The sequence below is a fragment of the Mycobacterium xenopi genome, from assembly GCF_009936235.1.
GTDB lineage: Bacteria > Actinomycetota > Actinomycetes > Mycobacteriales > Mycobacteriaceae > Mycobacterium > Mycobacterium xenopi.
On record NZ_AP022314.1, the window covers coordinates 4226011 to 4248141 of the forward strand.

Sequence of the window (22131 nt, forward strand, 5' to 3'; positions counted from 1 at the left end):
CGTTATTCGTCGCCTCGCTGCGCTCGCCGCAGTCGGGCGGTGCCGACCACGGCCAACACCCCGGCGGCGGTGGCCAGCAGCAGCGTCAGCAACAGCAGCGGAGGATCGTAGACCACCGACGTGGTGACGGGCTGCCCGTCGGCGACCGGCGCGACCTGTACCGGGGCTCGGGCGTGCAACCAGCTCAGCGCGCAGCCCAGCAACGCGGCGCAGGCCAGCGCGATTTCCGCAATGGCGCGAGTGCGAGCACTCACCACTTCGACCCGGCGTCGTCGCCGTGATCCGCAGCATCGTCGGGCACGTCCGATCCGACCCGCTCCTCGACCAGCGGGGTGAGCGCGGCTCGCAGGTGGCGGTGCCGCCGCGCCCAAGCTTGCGCGGTGCGGCCGTGGGTGAGCTTGAGACCGATGCCCACCCGGCCGCGCGGCACGCCGACCAGCTCGCCGAGGGCGCGCGCCGACTGCCAGCGGTGCAGCGGAAGCCCGGAGTCGGGCGCGTGCTCGGCCTCCGGATAAACCTTGACGATCTCGGCCACCTTGATGGTTTCGGTACCTTGGCGCAGCGTGTCTTCGGTCAGTTCGACTGAGGTGTGGATACGGGCGGCCTTGACCTGGATAGCGAGGAACCCGGACACCAGGACCAGAAAAACCATGGGGACCAAGACGTTCCATCCGTAGCCAGCGGATTTTTCGATGAACAGCATGGCCACCGCCGTGACCGGGCCGACCAACACCCAGTACCAGCTGGCGCCGGGCTCGTAGAACAACCGCTTGGGTTCGCGGTCCGTGCCAGATGTCATCGACACCTCATCTCCTGACACCCCGATGATTGGCCGCGCCGGATTGGCGCCGTGACTTAGGTGGCTAGCCTAACGCCAGCGGTACGCCGCCTTCGCGACCCCGCGTGCCCGTCGTCAGGCTGCGCCGATTGCGTGGCCTGGTCGCGCGGGGCGACGGACGGCGCCGAGGAAATCCGCACCGTGGTGGGCGCGATTTGCTGACTCTCGACTCCGACCTGAGCCCGGACCCTGACCTGCTGACAAGAGCGGCCCAGGGGGCACTGTGCCTAGCGGATCTGGAGTTGGCGGATCGGCTTGCGGAGGCGGCGATTCGTGCAGGCCGACACCGTCGTGGCATTGCGGTGCCGGCAGAAGCTCGCATTGCGGCCGCATGCGCTGAACTATCCGCCCGCACCAGATTGTTCGGCTGTGTTCAGTGCGGCCTCAGCCTGACACCGCGTGGGGAAGGAGAATCACGTCGCGCCACCGAGCACCTCGATCCGGCAAGCGGGGCCGCGTGAGCGCGCCAAGCGCCCATCGAGAGTTAGCAGCGTTGCATCGAACGCCTCGGCCAGCGCCACGTAGAACGCGTCCCAACCTCGCACCGAGCCCCGCAGCTGCCAGGCTCGGTCAAGCAGGCCCCGGTGCCCAAAACGCTCCCCGGGCCAGTCCCGCAGAGCGGCGACTGCTTGCGCGGCGGCGGTCCCATCCAGCCGCCCCCGCAGGTGCTGGGCGCGGATCACTCCAAGCACTTCCACGTCGATCACATGTGGTGCTGCCTGGTCGGTGTCGGCGGCCATCCGGGCCGCGATTTGCTTGGATCGCGGCGTATCAGCGACGACCTCGAATAGGCACGACGCGTCAACGACCAGCATCGGGCCATTCGCCGCGCCACTCGTCCAATGTGGCCAGCACCTCGGCGGTGGATATCTCAGATGGTCGCCGACCGATTCGGGCAAGCCACTGCGCCACCGACGGCCGTGCTGCTAATCGGGCGGCTTCCCGGCGAAGTAACTCAGGAACCGTGATCCCTTCCTCTGCTGCGCGGCGAACCAGGCCGGCATACACCTCGTCATCTATGTCGCGGATTTGCACCGTCTTAGGCATGGCTGCATGCTACCATGCATTGATGCATGAGCTAATGCACGCCTGGCGAAGTCGTTGTGGGCGTGTTATCAACCGGCTCTCGTAACGATTTGTTGCCAGTCTGCCCATAGCCGGAGGGCTCCCCGAATTGAAACCGTGTCGTACCGCTGTGGCGTACTCGCACACATGTTCTATGACGACGGCCCACCCACCGTGCTAAATCAGTGCGGCCCCATGACGCCTACCGTGACACCCGGCCACGCTCACCTAGTGAAGTATGCGTGGGCGTCTCGGCGGTGCAACAGCACAACGCCGCCGGCGATCAACACCGAGCCCACGATGCCGCTAACCGCGCAAACCACCGCCACGACGGGCGGCCAATCCCCGCTGAACAACCGGCTGACCACGTAGACGACAGTGGCCACGCCGCCGCCGGTCAGCACGGTGCGAGCCCACCGATACCCGGCGCGCATCAACAGCAGGAAGGTCACCACGATCACCAGCACCACGGCGGTGAGCAGCCCCGAGGCGGCGTAGAGAATCGGCGACCCGTGGCCGACGTGCGAGCTGAGCATGTCCACGACATAGCCGATCACCAGCAGCGGCAGCGCGGTCAGCCACAGCCAAAAGCCGGTGTCGACGTCGACCGGACGGGGAGGTCGCTCGGGCGGGGTGGGCGCACCCGGCGGGGAGGGGCCGCCGGGTGCACTTGGAGGGGCGGGCCATCCGGGTGGTCCGGGTGGCGTACCGGGCCAGCTTGGCGGCTCCGGAGGCGTCCACGGCCCGGGCGGTTCCGTCGGGAGCGACGGCTCATGCGGCTCCGGCCGCCGCTGCGGCTCGCTCACGGCAGCCAGGCCGCCGCCTCAGCGGCCCAGTAGGTCAGCACGATGTCGGCCCCCGCGCGCCGGATGCTGGTCAACGACTCCAGGACGGCGGCGCGCCGATCAATCCACCCGTTGGCAGCGGCCGCCGAGATCATCGCGTACTCCCCCGACACCTGGTAGGCGGCCACCGGCACCGGCGACATCTCGGCCGCGGCTGCCACCACGTCGAGGTAACCCATCGCGGGTTTGACCATTACGATGTCGGCCCCCTCATCGAGGTCCAATCGCACCTCGCGCAGCGCCTCGCGGACATTGCCCGGCTCCTGCTGATAGGTGCGGCGATCACCGGACAGGCTCGAGCTCACCGCCTCGCGGAACGGCCCGTAGAACGCCGACGCGAATTTAGCGGCATAAGCCAGGATCACCACGTCGGTGTGACCGGCGGCGTCCAGCCCGTCGCGAATCGCGCCGACCTGGCCGTCCATCATGCCGCTCGGCCCGACCACATGAGCACCCGAGTTAGCCTGCGCCACAGCCAATTCCACATAACGCTTCAATGTGGCGTCGTTGTCGACGCGGCCGCGATCGTCGAGGACACCGCAATGGCCATGGTCGGTGAACTCATCGAGGCAGGTGTCAGCCATCAGCACGGTGGCGTCACCGAGATCCTTGGCCAAGTCGCGCAGCGCGAGATTGAGGATGCCGTCGGGATCGGTTCCCGATGAACCGAATGCGTCCTTGTCCTCGTCGCGGGGCACCCCGAACAGCATCAGCCCGCCTACCCCGGCGGCCACGGCCTCGGCTGCCGCGCGCCGCAGCGACTCGCGGCTGTGCTGCACCACCCCGGGCATCGACGCGACCGGGCGGGGCTCGTCGATGCCGTCGGCGACGAACATCGGCAGCACCAAATGCCTTGGCTCCAGCGAGGTTTGCGCCACCAGTCGGCGCATCGCCGGCGTGGAGCGGAGTCGACGCGGACGTTGCCGGGGATAGCCCATCGGCTAGCGCCTGCGGCTCTTCTTGCGCGGCGGTGGCAGGGCGCCCTCGGCGCGCAGCCGGGCGGCATGCTCGGCCAGGGCGTCAACCAGCGGGCCCACTGCGGCGGTCTCGGGCTGCACATCGACCCGCAGGCCGAACTCGGCAGCCGTCTCGGCCGTCTTGGGTCCGATGCAGGCGACGATCGTTCGCGCGTGCGGCTTGCCCGCAATGCCGACAAGGTTGCGCACCGTCGAGCTGGACGTAAAGCACACCGCGTCGAAACCGCCGGTCTTGATCATCTCGCGGGTTTCCGCCGGTGGCGGCGCGGCGCGAACGGTACGGTATGCGGTGACATCTTCGATCTCCCAACCTCTTTCGCGTAGACCCTCAGCCAGGGTTTCGGTGGCGATGTCGGCGCGCGGCAGCAGCACCCGGTTCACCGGGTCGAAAACGCTGTCGTAGGGCGGGAATTCGTCGAGCAGGCCCAGCGAGGACTGTTCGCCGGAAGGCACCAGCTCAGGGCTGACCCCGAACGCGCGGACCCGATCGGCGGTGGCTTCGCCGACGCAGGCGATCTTCACTCCGGAAAACGCGCGAGCATCGAGCCCGAACTCGCCGAACTTCTCCCACACCGCGCGCACCGCGTTGGTGGAGGTGAACACCACCCACTGGAAGCGGCCGTCGACAAGACCCTTGACCGCACGTTCCATTTGCGCCGGGCTGCGCGGCGGCTCCACGGCGATGGTCGGCACCTCGATCGGCAGCGCGCCGTAGGACACCAGCCGCTCGCTCATCTCCCCGGCCTGGTCCTTGGTCCGCGGCACCAGCACCGTCCAGCCGTAGAGCGGACGGCTCTCCCACCAGTTCAGCTTCGCCCGGTTGGCGACGGTCTTGCCGATGGTCACCACCAAGGGCCCTGTCAGCGGCCCCGCGGGGTCGTTGGCGCCCAAAGCCACCCCGTCGGTCAACGCGTGCAGCGTGGTCTCCACCGAGCGCTGGATGCACGTGGTGCCGGCCGCGGTGACGACGCACGGCGTCGACTCGGCCAGCCCGTAGTCGATCAGGGTGCGCGCCGCATCGGCCAGGTGTGACGGGGTGGCTTGCAGGATCAGCGGTCCCGGTGCCGCGGCCAGCGCCGCCCAGTCCACCTCGCCGCGCACGTCGGCAATGGTGTGCGCCGAGCCCAACGGCAGGCCCGCATACGTCGGTACCGCAGCGGTGGCGGCCAGCCCGGGCACGATCTCGAATTGCAGATGTGCTCGCGCGACGGCGTTGACCTCGGTGATAACCGCGTCCACCGACAGCGGATCGCCGGCCACCAGCCGCACCACGTCGGTGCCCGACCTGGCCTCGGCGATCAGCGTTTTGGCCACTTCCGCGGGTTCGCCCAGCGCGGGCCGGATGTCGGGGCCGACCGACACCACCGCCGTCGCGGTCTCGGTTCGCGCAGCGTCGGCGATCTCGGTGACCTCGGCCGCGCCGGCCGGTGCCGCCCCCGACACCGGCGGCAGTTCGGTGCCAATCAGCGCCTGCACGGGCTCGGGCACATCGGGATCGGTGAACACCAGGGCGGCGTTGGCCAGCACGCTGGCCGCCCGCGTCGTCAGAAGACCCGGATCGCCGGGACCGGAGCCCACGAACATGATGCGGCCCGGCTTCGGCTTGCGCCCTCGCATGCTCACTGCTACTCCCCGTTGCTTCCTCGCACGGCTGCTCTCACCGTGCGCCCGACATGAGTTCGCGAGCACCCAGCGCGAACAGTTCCGCCGCCACCGAGAGCCCCAGCTCTCGTGCCCGATCGGGTCTGCCGATGCCGGACGCGCGGATCACGTCGGATCCGTCCAGCGTCGCCACGCAGCCACGCAGCGACAGCTCCTCGAAGACGCGGCCGTCCTCGTCGATGGACTCGACCACCTCGGCCAGCGCGCCCACCGGTGCGGAGCAACCTGCCTCCAGTTCGGCGAGCAGGGCCCGCTCCGCGGTGACTGCCGCGCGGGTGTCGGCGTCGTCGAGCTCCGCCAACAGCGCTGCCAGCTCGGTGGCATCGGCCCGGCACTCAACGGCAAGCGCGCCTTGAGCCGGCGCCGGCAACATCTGCACCGGCTCCAGCGTCTCGGTGACGTCGTCGAGGCGACCCAGCCGGGCCAGACCTGCCCGGGCCACCACGACCGCGTCAAGATCACCGCTGCTCACCCTGCTCAACCTGGTATCTAGGTTGCCTCGTAGGGGGCGGATTTCCAAACCGAGACCCAATGCTCTAAGCTGTGCGGCCCGTCGCGGGGATGAGGTACCCACTACCGAGCCGTGCGGCAACTCCGCCAGCAGTAACCCGTCGCGGGCCACCACCACGTCGCGGGGGTCTTCACGTCGGGGTATCGCGGCCACGACGAACCGGGGATCGTTGGCGGTGGGCAAATCCTTGTGGGAGTGCACCGCGGCGTCGACGCGGCCTTCTGCGATGGCCTCCCTCAGCGCGGTGGTGAACACACCGACGCCGATGGTCGCGATCGGCGCCGACGAGCGGTCGCCTTCGGTGGTGATGGTCACCAACTCCGCGGGGTGACCCCTGGCCACCAGAGCGTCGCGGACGCTACCGGCCTGGGTGGTGGCTAACCGGCTGGCCCGGGTGCCTATCCGAATCACGTCGGCCCAACGGCTACTCGGGGGCCGCGCCGGTATTGTCGGCGTCGGAAATCGTTGACATGTCGAGCAATTCGCCAGCCGTGGCGACGGCGTCGACGGCGGTCTGGTCGAGTTCGAACAGCTCGCGCAACGCCTCGGCGTAGCTGTCGCCGCCGGGCGCGCCGGCCAGTTGCTTGATCCGCACGGTGGGTGCGTGCAGCAGCTTGTCCACCACGCGGCGCACGGTGCGCGCCACCTCGTCGCGCTGGGCGGCATCGAGCCCGGGCAGCCGGTTTTCCAGCCGCAGCAACTCGGCTTCGACCACGTCGGCGGCGCGTTGACGCAACGCCGTCACCGTCGGGGTCACCTCGGCCATCCGCTGCCCGGCCAGGTACGCGGCGACTTCGGCGGCGACGATGTGCCGGGCGGCCTCGGCGTCGGCGGCCGCTGCCCGCGCCGACGGCTCACGCTGCACGCGCTCCATGTCGATGACCCCGACGCCGGGTAGCCCGGCCACCGCGGGGTCGACGTCGCGCGGCATGCCCAGATCGCAGATGACCAGGGGCTGCGTGGTTTCGTCGCGGTGGGCGGTGGCCAGGGCGTGGTAGACGTCGGCCAGCGACACCACCGGACGCACGGCTCCCGTGCAGCTGACCACCACGTCGGCGTCGGCCAGCGCAGTGGGCAATCGGCCAAGACCCATCGCTTCAGCCTGGGTGCCCGACTCGCGGAGCTTGCGGGCCAGCCGCTGTGCCCGTGGTAGCGAGCGGTTGACGATGTGGACGTGTCCGATACCGGCGCGGGTCAAGTGGGCCGCCGACAGCGCGCCCATCGCCCCGGCACCGATCACCGCCGCGGTCTTGCCCCGCAAACCGTTGAGCCGCGCGTCGGCCATTCCCAGCGCCACCGACACCACGGATGCGCCGGCGGCGTCGATCGCGGTTTCGGAGTGCACCCGCTTGCCGACCGCCAGCGCGCGCTGTGCCAGCTCGTGAAGCACCCGGCCGACGGTACGGTTGGCTTCGGCGGCGGCGTAGGCCCGTCGCACCTGGCCGAGCACCTGCTGCTCGCCGATCACGGCGGAATCCAGGCCGCTGGCCACTGCGAACAAGTGCTCGACGGCGGCTTCGCTGTAGCGGACGTAGGCGTATTTGGTCAGGTCGCCGAGCGACATGCCGGAATGCTCGGAGAGCACCTGACCGATGACCGCGAGGCCGCCGTGGAAGGCGTCGACCACCGCATAGACCTCGACCCGGTTACAGGTGGCCAGCATCATCGCCTCGGTCACCAGCGGCGACTGCAACACCTTGTCGACGATCTTGATCTGGTCGGACTCGTCGGTGGACAGTTGTTCCAGAACGGAAACCGGCGCACTGCGGTGCGAGACACCGAAGAGCAGGACGCTCACGGCAGCATCACCTGGCCTGCTCCCTTGCTTTCACCAGTGAACGAACTGCCTTCTACGGTAAACGTTTGCCGGTGGGGCACCAAATTTATGGAAGGGCCGTCAAGCCAAATCCGCACGCAGGCGATCCTCGTCGATCTCCCAGTAGCTGTGCTCGCGGCCGTCGAGCAGGATCACCGGCAGCCGGTCACCGAACTCGGCACGCAGCCCGGGGTTGCCGGCCGCCGCCGCGGCGTCGACGTCGGTGGCCGCCAGCTCGAAACCGAGTTCGTCGGACAACTCGGCCAGCCGCTCGTGCATGCGCGCGCAGATCAGGCAGCCGGCCCGGGTCAGCAGTTCTACTCGGTGACGGCGCATGCCACCAGTGTGGCAGCGAGCAACGCGCGACCCCGAGTACGCGCTGGCCAGATAGGGTTGTAACGGCTACATGCGGGCGCAGCGAAAGGAGGTTGGCGGTGGGTTCCGGTGATCCAGGCGACACAGCCCCGGGCCGTGTCGACCTCGAGGCGCTGGGCGGGGACGCCAGCGCCGAACGGGCGCTCGACGACCTGCACTCCGAGACCACGGCCGCACCCGCCGACGGCACGCCGCAGCCTCCTGTCGATTTGACCGCGGCCGCATTCTTCGACGTCGACAACACGTTGGTGCAAGGGTCCTCGCTGCTGCATTTCGGCCGCGGGCTGGCCGCGCGCAAATACTTCACTTACCGCGACGTGCTCGGGTTCATTTACGCCCAGGCCAAATTCCAGCTGATCGGCAAGGAAAACAGCGACGACGTCGCGGCCGGCCGGGCGCAAGGCGCTGGCGTTCATCGAGGGCCGCTCGACCGCCGAGCTGGAGGCGCTTGGCGAGGAAATCTACGACGAGATCATCGCCGACAAAATCTGGCCCGGCACCCGCGAGCTCGCGCAGATGCATCTCGACGCCGGCCAGCAGGTGTGGCTGGTGACGGCCACCCCGTACGAGCTGGCGATCACCATCGCCCGTCGACTCGGGTTGACTGGGGCGCTGGGCACCGTCGCCGAATCGGTCGACGGGGTGTTTACCGGCAGGCTGGTTGGCGAACTGCTCCACGGCCCCGGCAAAGCGCACGCGGTGCGATCGCTGGCCATCCGCGAGGGCCTGAACCTCAAGCGCTGCACCGCCTACTCCGACAGCATCAACGACGTGCCGCTGTTGTCGCTGGTCGGCACGGCCGTCGCGGTCAATCCCGACCCGCAGTTGCGCGCCTTGGCGCGGGAACGCGGTTGGGAGATCCGCGATTTTCGCACCGCCCGCAAGGCCGCCCGGATCGGGGTGCCGTCGGCGCTGGCGCTGGGCGCGGCGGCGGCGCGCTGGCGGCAGCCGTGTCGCGTCGGCGCGAGCGCGCGTAGCGTGCGAGCGGCGACCGACCGCGACAAACCCCGTGTCGCGTCGGCGCGAGCGCGCGTAGCGTGCGAGCGGCGACCGACCGCGACAAACCCCGTGTCGCGTCGGCGCGAGCGCACACACTGATAAGCTGCGCCGCTGAGCCCACATGTGAGCGGAGTAAGAGCGGCATGACAGTTCCCGTAGAGGCCCAGTCACTCATCGGTAAGCACTACCGGCACGGCGACCACTTCGACGTCGGGCGGGAAAAGATCCGCGAGTTTGCGCGCGCCGTCAAAGACGACCACCCCGCGCACTTCAGCGAAGAAGAAGCGGCCAAGCTGGGCTATCCCGAGCTGGTGGCCCCGTTGACATTTCTCGCGATTGCCGGGCGCCGCGTGCAGCTGGAGTTGTTCACCAAGTTCGACATCCCGATCAACATCGCGCGGGTGTTCCACCGCGACCAGAAGCTGAAGTACCACCGGCCGATCCTGGCGCACGACCGGTTGTACTTCGACGCCTACCTCGACTCGGTCATCCAATCCCACGGCACGGTGATCACCGAGATCCGCAGCGAGGTCACCGACGCCGCCGGCGAGCCCGTTGTGACCAGCGTCGTCACCATGATCGGGGAGGCGGCTGGCCAGGAGGCCGACGCGGCGACGACCGCGGCCGCGATTGCGTCGATCCGCAGCGGCGCCTAGGGTCGGCCGCTATGAAACGGGCTACCCCGACGCGTGATCTCACCCCGCACTTCGAGGACGTGCAGTCGCACTACGACTTGTCCGACGACTTCTACCGGCTCTTTCTCGACCCGACGCAGACCTACAGCTGCGCGTACTTCGAGCGCGACGACATGTCGCTGCAAGAGGCGCAGCTCGCCAAGATCGACCTGTCCTTGGGCAAGCTGGGCCTAGAGCCCGGTATGACGCTCCTCGACATCGGATGTGGTTGGGGCGCAACACTTTTGCGTGCGATCGAGAAGTATGACGTCAACGTGATCGGCTTGACGTTGAGCAAGAACCAGCAGGCGCATGTCGAGCGGTTGTTCGCCGAGTCAGACAGCCCCCGCTCCAAACAGGTTCGCCTGCAGGGCTGGGAGCAGTTCGACGAGCCCGTGGACCGCATCGTGTCGATCGGCGCGTTCGAGCACTTCGGCCGCGACCGCTACGACGACTTTTTCGCCATGGCCTACCGAGTGCTGCCGCCGACCGGGGTGATGCTGCTGCACACCATCATCAAGCCCGCTGACGCCGAGTTCGCCGCGCGCGGGTTGCCGGTCACGATGCGCCACTTGCGGTTCTTCAAGTTCATCATGGACGAGATCTTCCCCGGCGGCGATCTGCCGCAGGCGGTGGTGGTCGAAAAGCACGCGGCTAAAGCCGGCTTCACGCTTGCCAGAAAGCAACAGCTGAGGCTGCATTACGCCCGCACCCTGGATACCTGGGCGCGCAACCTCGAAGCGCACAAGGACGAGGCCATCGCGATCCAGTCCGAAGAGGTCTACCAGCGCTACATGAAATACCTGACAGGCTGCGCCGACCTGTTCCGCGACGGCTACACCGACGTCTGCCAGTTCACGCTTGTCAAGCCCTAGTCCGAAGTTACGACGGCTTGCGCATGGGATTTGTGTGGCTGAGCTGGGGAATGGGCGGAATTCTGTCGGAGTAGCGTAGCCACGAAAGTAGCGTGTCGCGGGTTCTTGTTGCGGGGAGATCGCTTTAGAATTCTGGTATGACGGCTTATAGCGGTGCGATGCACGTAGCCCGGAATAAGCGGAGCTACGTGGCGAAGTCCGGCGAGGAACGCGTCTATGAGACGGTGCTACTGCGGCGCACCTATCGTGAGGCCGGCAAGGTCAGGCATGAGACCTTGGCCAATCTGTCCAAGGTGCCTGCCGAGGCGGTCGCCGCGTTGGAGGCGACGTTGAAGGGGCAGTCGCTGGTGCCGGCCGGTAGCGAGTTCACGCTGACCCGAGCGTTGCCGCACGGCCATGTGGCCGCGGTGGCCGCGATGGCGCATCGGCTGAAGCTGCCCGCGCTGCTGGGACCGCGGTGCCGGTCGCGCGACCTGGTCGTGGCGCTGATTATTTCGCGGGTGGTGCGCCCGGCATCGAAGCTGTCCACCTTGGCGGCCTGGCCCGACACCACCCTCGGTGTCGATCTGGGGGTGGTCGGCGCGTCCACCGACGAGGTCTACGCCGCGATGGACTGGCTGGCCGAGCGGCAGGACAAGATCGAGAAGAAGCTTGCAGCCAAACACCTTGCCCCGGAGTCGAACCCGATGCGGATGGCATTGTTCGACCTGACCAGCTCATGGGTGACCGGCCGCTGCTGCGAACTGGCCGCGCGCGGCTACTCCCGCGACGGTAAGAAAGGCTTGCCGCAGATCGAATACGGCGTGCTCACCGATCCGGTGGGCCGTCCGGTCGCGGTGCGGGTATTGGCGGGCAACACCGCCGATCCCAACGCGTTCACCGACATCGTCGCCCAGATCCGCTACACATTCGCGCTGGATCGGCTGGTGCTGGTCGGAGACCGGGGCATGATCACCTCCGCACGCATCGCCGCGTTGCGCGAACTCAACGAGACCGGAACGGATTTCGGGTGGATCACGGCGCTACGCGCCCCCCAAGTCGCCGCGCTAGCCGCCGCCGACGGGCCGCTGCAGATGAGTCTGTTCGATAGCCAGGACCTGGCCGAGATCGCCCACCCCGACTACCCAGGAGAACGGTTGATCGCCTGCCGCAACCCCGCCCTCGCCCATGAGCGCGCCCGCAAACGTGACGACCTGCTGGCCGCCACCGAAATCCACCTGGCCCGTATCCGCGACCGGGTCGCCGCCGGCACCCTGGCGGGCACCGACAAGATCGCTGAGGCCTACGGCAAGGTCATTGGAAAGTACAAGGTGGGCAAGCACTTTAAGCGCGAGATCACCGACACCACCTTCACGTTCGAACCAGACCAGGCCGCTATCGCGGCCGAAGCCCGCCTAGATGGCATCTACGTGCTACGCACCAGTGTCGACGCCGACACCCTCGATTCGGCCGGGATCGTCGAGGGCTACAAGAAGCTGGCCAACGTCGAACGCGACTTTCGCATCCTCAAGACCGACGACCTGGACCTGCGGCCCATCCACCACTGGCGTGACGAGCGCGTCCGCGCGCACGTGCTGATCTGCCTGCTCGCCTGCTACCTGGTCTGGCACCTACGCAAGGCCTGGGCACCGCTGACCTTCACCGACGAAACTCCACCACAGCGCGACAACCCGGTCGCGCCCGCCCAACGTTCCGCCGCCGCCGATACCAAGGCCGCCCGCAAGCACACCCCCGACGGCACCCCGCTGCGCAGCTTCCGCGGCCTACTCGACCACCTGGCCACCCTCACCCGCGACCGGATCCGCTACCACCACACCAACATCGAGATCGATAAACTCACCGACCCCACCCCAGACCAGCGCCGCGCCTTCGACCTCATCGACAGCCCCATCCCCCTAACCATCGCCGCGTAGCCACAACAGCCACCCACCAAAACACCGCAAATCCCCAGGTCAACCCAGGAATTTACCTACTTCAGCCCTCGTAACTTCGGCCTAGTGCACGGAGCTAAAGCCCCATTTCCCAAGGGAATCGGGGCTTAAATAGCGTCTGCTCGGCCAGGAAAGTCAGCCGAAGAACATGTTGCGACGCCCGGCCAGCAGCCGATACAGCGTCTGCTGGATCGTTTCGCGCACTTGGTCGGTCAACTCGAAGGTGATCATCGGGTCGTCGGCGTCGCCGGGGCCGTAGTCCTCGGTGGAGATCGGCTCGCCGAACGCGATGTACCACTTCGACGGCAGCGGCACCATCCCGGCCGGACCGGCGAGCGGGAACAGCGGCGTGACCGGGAAATAGGGCAGGCCAAACAGCCGCGCCAGCAGCTTGACGTCGGCCAGCATCGGGTAGATCTCCTCCGACCCTACGATCGAGCACGGCACGATCGGCGCTTTGGTGCGCAGCGCCGCCGACACGAATCCGCCCCGGCCGAACCGCTGCAGCCGGTAGCGGTCCTTGAAGCGCTTCCCCAGACCCTTGTAGCCCTCCGGGAACACCGCGGTCAGCTCGCCGGATGCCAGCAGCCGGTGCGCGTCGGTGGTGCAGGCCATGGTGTGCCCGGCCTTGCGGGCGGTCTCGCCTATCACGGGCAGGTCGAACACCATGTCGGCGGCAAGCAGCCGCAAATCGCGTTTCGCCGGATGCTCGTCGTGAACCGCGATCGAGGTCATCAACCCGTCGAATGGCAGGACCCCGGCGTGATTGGCCACCACCAACGCGGCACCCGTGCTCGGCAGGTTCTCGATGCCGCTGACTTCCACCCGAAACCAGGACCGAAAGAAGAATCTCAGCAAAGGCCGCACGATCGCGTCGTTGAAGTGCGGATCGAAGCCGAACTCGTCGACGTTGTATTCACCGGTCAGCCGCTGGCGCAGGAACGCGGCGACGGCGGCGACCCGCTGGGCCAGCTCGGTGGACGGCGCCGGGGTCTCCTCGGCGACCACCCGACGGCGCTGATCAATCTCGCGGACGACGGCGGCGATCTGCTCGGCCGATGCCCTAGCACTCGAATCAGAGAGCACCGAAGGATGACGGCGTGACGCCGCGTTGCGCTGACCAGCGCGCCGCTGCGCGGCTGCACGACTTGAATTCGTGTGCAGCGGAATGACTTTCGCCTTGGAATCGCCCGCCACAGTATTTAACCTACCCCCCAACCCTGAAGGCGCTCGTGAGCGACTGCTCAAGACGTTCGGCTGCCGCCACGGCCCGACCCTCCAAGGAGCGTACCAACTCAGGTTTGATAATGGGAGTGAGAGCTCGGCCGCGAATGTAATCGTCGAACGCTTCAGCCGTCGTCCACTTCGGGTGGTAGTCGAGTTCTTTGCGCATTCGGGTGGTGTCCATCACCCGCCCGAAGCTCAAGTAGTCGAGTTGTTCGCGATTGATCTCGGTGTAGCGATTAGCCCGTCTCAGCGAATCCAGCGCCCACAGCGCGAAACCGGGCACGGGTAGCGGAATTCGGCCCGCTCGCCGGATCGCCTGCGAAAGCATGATGATGCCGTCTGCACCGATGTTGAAGGTGCCGGGCTTGCCGGCCAGAGCGGCGCGCTCCAGGGCGCCCAGTGCGTCTTGTTCATGCAGCAACTGCAGCCGCGCATCGCGGCCGACGATCGTCGGCACCAGCGGTCCAGCCAAGTAGCGCGAGAGCATGGTGTCCATCGCGGGTCCGATCATGTTGGCCAACCGCAGGATCGTCACCGTGATATCGGGCCGGCGTCGAGCCAATCCGCGGGCGTACCCCTCGATATCGATGCTGTCCTTGGGAAAACCCTCACCGAAGGGGCGGCGGCTGCTGCTGTCCTCGGTGAACACGACCGGGTCATGGGCGCTGGACCCGTACACCTCCGACGTCGACTTCAGCACCACGCGGCGCACCGTCGGCGCCTTCTGGCAGGCCGCAAACAACTGCATCGCGCCCATCACGTTGATTTCCTTGAGCGCCGCGCCACCGCCGGCCCGGGGTGCATACGAGGCCGCCGCCGCGTGCACCACGGTGTCGACCTCGCCGTTTCGAATCACCTTGGTGATAAACGGGTTGCGGATGTCGGCTCGGACGAATTCCGCGCGCCCCATCCGCCGCAGCATGTCCTTGCTGGGAGCAATCGCATCCACCGCGATGACGCGATGGATCGACGGGTTCTGCGCCAGCCGGGCGGTCAGGAAGCCGCCCAAGAATCGGCACGCACCGGTGATCAGCACGACCTTTGGGTGATGCACGGGGTCGCTGCCCGCGCCGTTTTTTGTGTCTGCGTTTCGGTCCATTCGGTGGCCTGGAGGGATGCCTGGGTGACCGTCCGCCGAATCCACTCCGTTAGCCTAGCGGGCTTCAGATACCACGGCGTTACTGCCGAGTGAAGCTCAGCGCGCCTGCAGTTTACTTACCGAGTTTTCTGCGCTGTACCCGCGTCCGACGCAGCAGTTTGCGGTGCTTCTTCTTCGACATTCGTTTGCGCCGCTTCTTGATTACTGAGCCCATGACCCCGCTATCTAAGTCCGCCTGGCGACAAGTCCAGTGCCGGCTAGTGAAATGACCCGGACACTTTACCGGCTGGCGGCTTGCAGCGAAAAACCGGCACTGGCGCAATCCCCTCGGCGCCCTTCGCGGCATGCCGGCGCGCTGGGGTCAGCCAGCGTCGAAGTACGAGGTCTCCAGCATGTCGTGTACGGCTTTGGCGTGCACCCGAAACGAGCGCCCGACCCGCACGGCGGGCAGCTCGCCGTTGTGCACCAGCCGGTAGACGGTCATCTTGCTGACCCGCATTAGCGCCGCCACCTCGGCCACAGTGAGAAATTGAGTTCTGGCCTGCTGGCCGTCGGAGGCGCCGGTGTCCCGCGCCGATTTACCGCCAGCTGAATCCCGCGCCGATGGCCCGTTGATAGACGTCATCGCAACCCAATCAGTCAGGCACGTGCAGTCCCACCGGCTTCCCCTCCGCTGGCACCCACACGTGCATACAGATAAGGAGAATAGCGGGACTAGTGGGGTTACTGCGACGGGTGTGGGAAAATCTATGAAAATTGCCGAATTACTCTGATGTGATTCTTAGCTGTTCAGCGCGGGTTTTTGCGGCCCACACCGCGGTGTCGACCGCGGCCCGCAACCCTGCGCGTTCCAGTTCGCGCAGCGCAGCCGCGGTGGTACCGCCGGGCGAGGTGACCATCGCCCGCAGCTGCGCTGCCGTGGTGTCCGCCCGAAAGTCGCTCGGCGAATCGCCGGCGAGGCGACGTTCCTGCTCCATCCGCTCCAGCAGCATCGCCGCCGACCCGGCCATGGTCTGCGCCGCCAACTCGGTGGCCACAGCCCGGCTCAACCCCGCCCCGACCCCGGCGTCCACCAACGCTTCGACCATCAGAAAGAAATACGCCGGTCCCGAGCCGGACACCGCAGTCACCGCGTCCAGCTGGGCTTCGGGCACGGTGAGCACACCCCCAACCGAGCCGAACAGCGCGGAAACTTCCTCAAGCTGTTCAGGCGTGGCGAAGCGACCCGCGGCCAGCGCGCTCACCCCGGCGCCGACCAGCGAGGGCGCATTGGGCATCGCCCGGACGACGGGCGTGCCGGCCGGCAACCGCGATTCGAAGTAGCCTGTAGTAACTCCGGCCGCGACTGTCACGAAAACTTGTTCAGCAGAATCACTTTCGGCCTCGGCGGCTGCCTGGGCGATTTCTCCGAGCACCGATTCGACGTCGGCGGGCTTGACGGCGACGATCACGAATGTCGCGCTTTGGACCGCGTCGGTCACCGAGGTCACCCGCACCGAGTAGCTGTCGGCCAGGTATCGGGCCCGGTCGGGCAACCGTTCGGCCACGACTAGGTCCTTGACCTGCCGGCCGGCCCGCAGCAGCCCCGACAGCAGGGCTTCGCCGATACTGCCGCCGCCGATGATCGCGATTCTGGGCACGGGTCAAAGCATGGCAGACCGGGCCCGGGCGATCGCAAGCGCGGCGAAGCCGGGCGCAGCGGGTCGCCCGCCGACGGGCTCCGGCGATCGCAAGCGCGGCGAAGCCGGGCGCAGCGGGTCGCCCGCCGACGGGCTCCGGCGATCGCAAGCGCGGCGAAGCCGGGCGCAGCGGGTCGCCCGCCGACGGGCTCCGGCGATCGCAAGCGCGGCGAAGCCGGGCGCAGCGGGTCGCCCGCCGACGGGCCACGCTTTAACTCGCGGGAGGCACCATCGCCAGCTGGCGGGTCTGCACCACGATGCGGCCCTCGCAGTCGACGACGAGGTGGTCCTCGTCGAACCAGTCCTGCCCGATTTGCAGGCAGGTGCAGATCACCCGCAGCCATCCGTCGGCCGGTAGCCCACGCAGGTAGGCGGTCAGCTGCACGGTCGGCGCCCAGCCGGTGCGTCCCACAGCGAAACTTACCGGCGCCGAGACGTCCCCGCACATCAGCGCGAACAGCACGTCGGGTGCCGTCCCGCGCGGGCGCACCCACAGTTGGATCACCGGCGGGCGCCCGTCGGTGGGCTGCAGCGTCGACACATCCGGCCGCACATCACAGCCCTCGGCCAAATGCACCAGCCCGGCCAGCGGGTGGCCTGGACCGATCGGGGCGATGCCGGGCGGTGGCTCCGGTGCCATCAGGTCCAGCACCGGATTCGCCGACAACAACGGCGGTGCCAGGTGCTCGGGCTCGCCGAGGGTGACGACCGCGTGTACGGCGGTGCGTTCGCCTTGGCTGAGTTCGACGTCGACAACGCCGATCCGGCGGCCGCGCTTGCGGATCGAGGTGGCCAGCCGCATCGGCCCGGGATCAGGCGCCCACAAAAAGCTGCCCGACACCGCCACGGGCTGGGCGGATCCGCCGTGCGCGGTGCGAGCTGCGTTGGCGCACAACGCCAGCATGGCACCGCCGTGCACCTTCGGGCCGATGGTCCAATGCTTGTTGAGCTCCCCCTCGAATACCCGGCCGTTAGTTGACGTGGCAGCGACTTCACGCAGTTGCATCGCGGTGGTGAACAAGCTCATCGAATTCCTCAAAACGTCAGCGCAACAAATGGGTTCGGGCGAACCGCAAAGATTCGGCCAGCATGGTCCGGCGCTCGTGCACCGAGCGTGCGCTCGATGTCGACACCTCAAGGATCACGTGGCCGGCGAAGTCGCCGTGGGCCAGCATCTGGCAAACCTCGACCGTGGGTTGCGAGCCGCGCCCAGGAACCAGATGCTCGTCGACCGGCAACCCGTTGCCGTCGCAGAGATGCAAATGCACCAGACCCGAACCCATCCGCCGCGCCATGTCCAGCGCGTCACTGTGCGCCGTCGCGGTGTGCGACAGGTCGAGGGTGTAGTGAGCATGGTTGCCGTCCAACGGGTCGTAGGAGGGCGCGAACGCCGAAATCGCCGGGCCCGGACCACCGCCGCGCTTGCGCATCCGTTGCAGCGACTGTTCGGCGCGAAAGAACCGGTCCGCGCGAAACGGGAACATGTTTTCCACGGCCACCATCACGTCGCTGGACGCCTCCAGCTCGGCGATCTGCTCACGGAATCCCTCGGCGTAGCGCCGCTGCCAACGAAACGGTGGATGCACGACGACGGTTTGCGCACCCAGCTGTTCGGCGGCCCGAACGCTGCGCTCCAGCTTCGGGATCGGGTTGGCGCCCCAAACCCGCTGCGAGATCAGCAAGCACGGCGCGTGCACCGAAAGCACCGGCACACGATAGCGATGCGCCAGCTTCTCCACCGCGTCGATGTCCTGGCTGACCGATTCGCCCCACACCATCAGCTCGACCCCGTCGTAGCCAAGTTGTGCGGCGTACTCGAAAGCGGCCTCGGTCCTCAACGGGTAGACCGAGGCCGTCGACAGACCGACCTTGATGGCTGGGCGCACGCTAGTGTCAGCGGCTCCTAGCCCGACTGCAACAGTGCCAACGGCCCCAGCGTGACCAATGCCCCGACTGCCACCGCGGTCAGCGTGCTGCCGATGTCCTCGGTCCGCCGGACCACCCTTACCCCCGCCACCAGGCCGAGAATGACCAGCACCGACAAGACCAACGCCACAATGTTGTTCCACCGCCACAGCTGGTCGAACGCGATGAACAGCCCGGCGCCGAATGCCACCGCCAGGATCGATTGGACAACCACCAGTCCGCCGTGCAGCAACGCCTCGGTCTTGTTGGTCCAGGCATATGCGTACTCGTCGTGTTCGTCGACCTCGTCAGGGGTGTCGGCGTAGTGCTCGTCGAGCTCGTCGGCGTCGGGCAGTTCGGCCAGCCGCGACCCGGTGTGCCCATCCGCGGTCTTGCCGCTGAGCCGCGGGCCCGCGCCGCGCAGGTAGGACCGCACGTACGCGGAGTCCTCGTGTGCCGGCTCGGCTTCACGGACCTCGGTGTCCATCACGTCCACCGGTATCTCGGCATAGTCTTCCGGCGGGTCCGGGCTCATCCGCTCGGCGCCGGATTGCGGATCTGCCTCATCGTGGTCGGCGTCGCTGGGCGCGACCTGGCGAACCGGCCGCGGGTAGGGGCTGCGGCTCGGTCTGACGTCGCGGGCAGACAGCGGCGGGGATTCGGGCCAGCGCGGCTGCGGCTCCGACCAGTATTGGGTGCTGGAGCGCTCTTCGGCGCGCTGATCTGTGGGCGGCTCGGCGAGCCGGTCGGCTGCGGCGCTGCGCAGGGCACCCGTGGTGGGCTCGACGTGCTCGGTTTCGTCGTGGTGGTCGTCGTCGCGCACGACGGGGATCTCGCCGGTCAGTTCGGCGACGGTCACCGCCTCGCTGTTGTTGCGCCGACGGTGACGACGGCCGGCGGGTGGTGGCGCGCCGATGGTGCCGTTTTTGGCCAACAATTCGGCCACCGAGATCGGCCGGGTGCTGTGGCCCTCATGTGTTCCAGTCATCGTGTGTCGCCTCTCGATCGGTCAACCACAGCCCGATCAACTTGCTGGCTAACAGCATCCCCCACGGAAGTCTCCACTAGGGCGGTTCCGTCAGCTTCGCTGTCAAGTTTGCGCAAGATGAGACCTTCGCGCAGTGCCCATGGGCAGATGTCCACCGTTTCTATCGACAGCGCACGCATGCTCGCCTCCGCCACCAGGGCTCCCGCCACGATCTGCGGTGCCCGCTCGGCGCTCACTCCTTCCAGTTCTGCACGGTCAGCGGTGGTCATCCTAGAGATGAAAGCTATGAGTTGTCTGAGGCCGTTGGCGGTCAGCGTCCGTTTGACCCGGGGGCCGGCCGCTGACGGCGCCGCGCCGGTGAGACGGGCAAGCGAGCGAAACGTTTTCGACGTCGCCACCGCAAGGTCGGGGCTGCCGGCTTTCAGCACGATCGCGCTGGGTTCGGCCAGCTCGGTGTCGAGCCAATCGCGCAGCATGGCCACCCTTCGCCGGCCCGGCGGGTCGTCGGGCAGCCATTCGCGGGTCAGCCGCCCGGCGCCCAGCGGCAGCGACAGCGCGACGTCGGGTTCCTCGTCGACGCCGCTGGACAGCTCCAGGGAGCCGCCGCCGATGTCGAGGTTCACGATCCGCCCCGCGCTCCAGCCGTACCAGCGGCGCACCGCCAGGAAGGTCAGCCGCGACTCGTCGACACCGCGCAGCACTTGCAGCTCGACTCCCGTTTCGGCGCGCACCCGGGCCAGCACGTCGTCGGAGTTTTTGGCGTCGCGAACCGCGGAGGTGGCAAAGGCCATCAACTCGGCGCAGCCCGAGCTGACCGCGATCTTGGCGAACTCGTCGATGGTCGAAATCAGTTTGTCGGCGCCCTTGCGGGTGATCTTGCCGGAGTTGTCGATGGCCTCGGCCAGCCGCAGCGTGGCCTTGGTCGAACTCATCGGCGTCGGGTGCCCGCCGCGACGAGCATCCACCACCAACAGATGAACCGTGTTGCTGCCCACGTCGAGCACACCCAACCGCACGAGACAACATTACGTGGCGTCTAGGCAGGTGACGGCGTCAGGAGACGCGCGTCGTTCCGACGCGGCGCGTGACGTTGAGCGAAAGACATTTTCCTCTACGGTGGAGACCGTGGCAGCCTCCCAGCCGGACCACCCGGGTGAGGTGGAGTTGGACTTCACCCGCGAATGGGTGGAGTTCTACGACCCGGACAATCCCGAGCATCTGATCGCCGCGGACCTCACCTGGTTGCTGTCGCGCTGGACGTGCGTGTTCGGCACCCCGGCCTGCCGGGGCACGGTGGCCGGACGCCCCAACGACGGGTGTTGCTCGCACGGAGCGTTTTTGTGCGACGACGACGACCGCGCCCGGCTCGACGACGCGGTGTCGAAGTTGACCGACAAGGAATGGCAATTCCGCGAACAAGGCCTGAGCCGCAAGGGCTATCTGGAACTTGACGAGCACGACGACGAACAGCAATGGCGCACGCGCAAATACAAGGGCGCGTGCATCTTCTTGAACCGGCCCGGGTTCAAAGGGGGCGCCGGGTGTGCGCTGCACATCAAGGCGCTCAAGCTCCGAGTGGCACCGTTGACCATGAAGCCCGACGTCTGCTGGCAATTGCCGATCCGGCGCAGCCAGGAATGGGTTACTCGGCCAGACGGCAGCGAAATCCTCAAGACCACCATCACCGAATACGACCGCCGCAGTTGGGGTCCCGGTGGTGCCGACCTGCACTGGTTCTGCACCGGTGACCCCGCCGCCCACGTCGGCGCCAAGCAGGTCTGGGAAAGCCTCGCCGCGGAACTCACCGAACTAATCGGCGACAAGGCGTACGCCGAAATGGCGGCAATGTGCAAGCGGCGCAACCAGTTAGGACTCGTGGCCGTACACCCGGCAACCAGGGCGGCCGAATAGCGGCTAGCTCTCCGCTTCGCGGTACGTGGCCTTGTAGGACTCCACCATGCGTAGGGCGCTGGACTGCAGATAGGCTTCGACGCTGGTAGCGGCGGCCTTTGCATCGCGCGTTCCCACCGCCTCGGTGATTGCCCGCAGCTCGGCCAGGACCACGCCGCCGTCGTCGTAGGCCGCGGTGAGCTCGTGCTCCCGGCCCCCGAACGCCTGCTCCACCCAGCGGTACAGCAGTCCCAGCGCGCGATTGCGGGTGGCGTGGACGAGCACGCGGAAGAAGGCGAGGTCGGCTTCCTGGCGCGCCCGCGCGGTATCGGCGTCTTGCACCGTCGTCAGCGCGGCGTGGAGCGACTTGACGTCGTCGGGGTTGGCGCGCTCGGCGGCGAGCCGGCCGATGGACGCGCCGAACGCCGCCCGCAGTTCGAGGATCTCCACCAAGAAGTCCGGTCCTAGCTTGCGCACCAGCGCCTCCACCACCGCCGGGTGGGTGAGACCGGTGGGGTCGCGGACCACGTTGCCGCTGCCGTGCCGGGCTTCGATCAGTCCCATGTGCTGCAGCCGCGCCAATCCCTGGCGCAGGGAGGTGCGGTTGACGCCAAATTGCTCGGCAAGCTCGCGCTCCGGGGGCAGCGTCGAGCCGGGCGGAAACGTCCCGTCGAGGATGGCGTCGGCGATCGACGTGGCGATCTGTTCGTCGAGGCGTTGCCGATCCGGCGGCGAAAACGGGGTTGACTGGTTCATTGGCTCAACCAATATAGTG

Annotated in this window: 24 protein-coding genes and 1 pseudogene; 5 read left to right on the top strand and 20 right to left on the bottom strand. The window is 67.6% G+C overall.

The window, feature by feature from the left end; translation table 11 throughout:
• Positions 1-2 precede the first annotated feature (2 nt).
• From MYXE_RS20230 to MYXE_RS20275, 10 genes are all read right to left on the bottom strand, one after another.
• Positions 3-254, bottom strand: coding sequence for a hypothetical protein (locus tag MYXE_RS20230; protein ID WP_003919663.1), 252 nt, complete (start codon positions 252-254; stop codon positions 3-5).
• Positions 251-799 (bottom strand): hypothetical protein, encoded by a 549-nt coding sequence (locus tag MYXE_RS20235; RefSeq protein ID WP_003919664.1) that lies wholly within the window; start codon positions 797-799, stop codon positions 251-253. The genes MYXE_RS20230 and MYXE_RS20235 overlap by 4 nt, the downstream gene beginning before the upstream one ends.
• A gap of 452 nt (positions 800-1251) precedes the next feature.
• A complete protein-coding gene (locus MYXE_RS20240; protein ID WP_085193020.1) occupies positions 1252-1653 on the bottom strand; it encodes a type II toxin-antitoxin system VapC family toxin in 402 nt (133 codons plus the stop codon).
• Complete coding sequence (locus MYXE_RS20245) at positions 1640-1885, bottom strand: hypothetical protein (RefSeq protein ID WP_085193019.1); 246 nt, start codon at positions 1883-1885, stop codon at positions 1640-1642. Before MYXE_RS20245 ends, MYXE_RS20240 begins: the two co-directional genes overlap by 14 nt.
• A 242-nt stretch (positions 1886-2127) precedes the next feature.
• A complete protein-coding gene (locus MYXE_RS25130) occupies positions 2128-2709 on the bottom strand; it encodes a hypothetical protein (protein WP_332102163.1) in 582 nt (193 codons plus the stop codon).
• Positions 2706-3686 carry a porphobilinogen synthase gene (hemB, locus tag MYXE_RS20255; protein ID WP_085196419.1) on the bottom strand — a complete coding sequence of 327 codons (981 nt, stop codon included), beginning with the start codon at positions 3684-3686 and terminating at the stop codon, positions 2706-2708. Before hemB ends, MYXE_RS25130 begins: the two co-directional genes overlap by 4 nt.
• Positions 3687-3689: 3 nt before the next feature.
• The gene (locus MYXE_RS20260) at positions 3690-5342 is read right to left on the bottom strand and encodes a bifunctional uroporphyrinogen-III C-methyltransferase/uroporphyrinogen-III synthase (RefSeq protein WP_161552187.1); all 1653 of its coding nucleotides are present in this window, start codon (positions 5340-5342) and stop codon (positions 3690-3692) included.
• Positions 5343-5382: 40 nt separating this feature from the next.
• The gene (hemC, locus tag MYXE_RS20265; protein ID WP_085196421.1) at positions 5383-6309 is read right to left on the bottom strand and encodes a hydroxymethylbilane synthase; all 927 of its coding nucleotides are present in this window, start codon (positions 6307-6309) and stop codon (positions 5383-5385) included.
• 13 nt (positions 6310-6322) lie between these two features.
• Entirely contained in the window at positions 6323-7696 is a 1374-nt protein-coding gene (locus MYXE_RS20270) for a glutamyl-tRNA reductase (RefSeq protein WP_085196423.1), read from the bottom strand.
• A 99-nt stretch (positions 7697-7795) separates the two neighbouring features.
• Positions 7796-8050 (bottom strand): glutaredoxin family protein, encoded by a 255-nt coding sequence (locus MYXE_RS20275; protein WP_003919671.1) that lies wholly within the window; start codon positions 8048-8050, stop codon positions 7796-7798.
• Between the two features lie 98 nt (positions 8051-8148).
• Between MYXE_RS20275 and MYXE_RS20280 the strand changes: the two are divergent.
• From MYXE_RS20280 to MYXE_RS20295, 4 genes and pseudogenes are all read left to right on the top strand, one after another.
• A pseudogene (locus tag MYXE_RS20280) lies at positions 8149-9066 on the top strand (HAD family hydrolase).
• 165 nt (positions 9067-9231) lie between these two features.
• Complete coding sequence (locus MYXE_RS20285; RefSeq protein WP_003919673.1) at positions 9232-9744, top strand: FAS1-like dehydratase domain-containing protein; 513 nt, start codon at positions 9232-9234, stop codon at positions 9742-9744.
• 11 nt (positions 9745-9755) lie between these two features.
• Entirely contained in the window at positions 9756-10637 is an 882-nt protein-coding gene (locus MYXE_RS20290; protein WP_085196425.1) for a cyclopropane mycolic acid synthase family methyltransferase, read from the top strand.
• Positions 10638-10774: 137 nt separating this feature from the next.
• On the top strand, positions 10775-12550 hold the full coding sequence (locus MYXE_RS20295; RefSeq protein ID WP_232061663.1) for an IS1634 family transposase: 1776 nt from the start codon (positions 10775-10777) through the stop codon (positions 12548-12550).
• Between the two features lie 153 nt (positions 12551-12703).
• Here the strand turns inward: MYXE_RS20295 and MYXE_RS20300 are convergent, their stop codons facing one another.
• From MYXE_RS20300 to MYXE_RS20345, 9 genes are all read right to left on the bottom strand, one after another.
• Positions 12704-13786 carry a lysophospholipid acyltransferase family protein gene (locus MYXE_RS20300; RefSeq protein WP_232061664.1) on the bottom strand — a complete coding sequence of 361 codons (1083 nt, stop codon included), beginning with the start codon at positions 13784-13786 and terminating at the stop codon, positions 12704-12706.
• On the bottom strand, positions 13776-14894 hold the full coding sequence (locus MYXE_RS20305; RefSeq protein WP_003919676.1) for an SDR family oxidoreductase: 1119 nt from the start codon (positions 14892-14894) through the stop codon (positions 13776-13778). The genes MYXE_RS20300 and MYXE_RS20305 overlap by 11 nt, the downstream gene beginning before the upstream one ends.
• Positions 14895-15006: 112 nt before the next feature.
• The gene (locus MYXE_RS20310) at positions 15007-15108 is read right to left on the bottom strand and encodes a 30S ribosomal protein bS22 (RefSeq protein WP_003402602.1); all 102 of its coding nucleotides are present in this window, start codon (positions 15106-15108) and stop codon (positions 15007-15009) included.
• A gap of 147 nt (positions 15109-15255) precedes the next feature.
• Positions 15256-15519 (bottom strand): helix-turn-helix domain-containing protein, encoded by a 264-nt coding sequence (locus MYXE_RS20315; RefSeq protein WP_003919677.1) that lies wholly within the window; start codon positions 15517-15519, stop codon positions 15256-15258.
• Positions 15520-15658: 139 nt separating this feature from the next.
• On the bottom strand, positions 15659-16534 hold the full coding sequence (gene proC / locus MYXE_RS20320; RefSeq protein ID WP_003919678.1) for a pyrroline-5-carboxylate reductase: 876 nt from the start codon (positions 16532-16534) through the stop codon (positions 15659-15661).
• 250 nt (positions 16535-16784) lie between these two features.
• On the bottom strand, positions 16785-17600 hold the full coding sequence (locus MYXE_RS20330; RefSeq protein ID WP_085196427.1) for a thioesterase family protein: 816 nt from the start codon (positions 17598-17600) through the stop codon (positions 16785-16787).
• Between the two features lie 16 nt (positions 17601-17616).
• The gene (locus MYXE_RS20335) at positions 17617-18459 is read right to left on the bottom strand and encodes a sugar phosphate isomerase/epimerase family protein (RefSeq protein WP_003919680.1); all 843 of its coding nucleotides are present in this window, start codon (positions 18457-18459) and stop codon (positions 17617-17619) included.
• A 17-nt stretch (positions 18460-18476) separates the two neighbouring features.
• Entirely contained in the window at positions 18477-19466 is a 990-nt protein-coding gene (locus MYXE_RS20340; RefSeq protein ID WP_085196429.1) for a hypothetical protein, read from the bottom strand.
• Entirely contained in the window at positions 19463-20482 is a 1020-nt protein-coding gene (locus tag MYXE_RS20345; RefSeq protein ID WP_003919682.1) for a Ppx/GppA family phosphatase, read from the bottom strand. Before MYXE_RS20345 ends, MYXE_RS20340 begins: the two co-directional genes overlap by 4 nt.
• Before the next feature lie 100 nt (positions 20483-20582).
• Between MYXE_RS20345 and MYXE_RS20350 the strand changes: the two genes are divergently transcribed.
• A complete protein-coding gene (locus MYXE_RS20350) occupies positions 20583-21377 on the top strand; it encodes a hypothetical protein (RefSeq protein WP_085196431.1) in 795 nt (264 codons plus the stop codon).
• 3 nt (positions 21378-21380) lie between these two features.
• Here the strand turns inward: MYXE_RS20350 and MYXE_RS20355 are convergent, their stop codons facing one another.
• Complete coding sequence (locus MYXE_RS20355) at positions 21381-22112, bottom strand: FadR/GntR family transcriptional regulator (RefSeq protein WP_085196433.1); 732 nt, start codon at positions 22110-22112, stop codon at positions 21381-21383.
• Positions 22113-22131 lie beyond the last annotated feature (19 nt).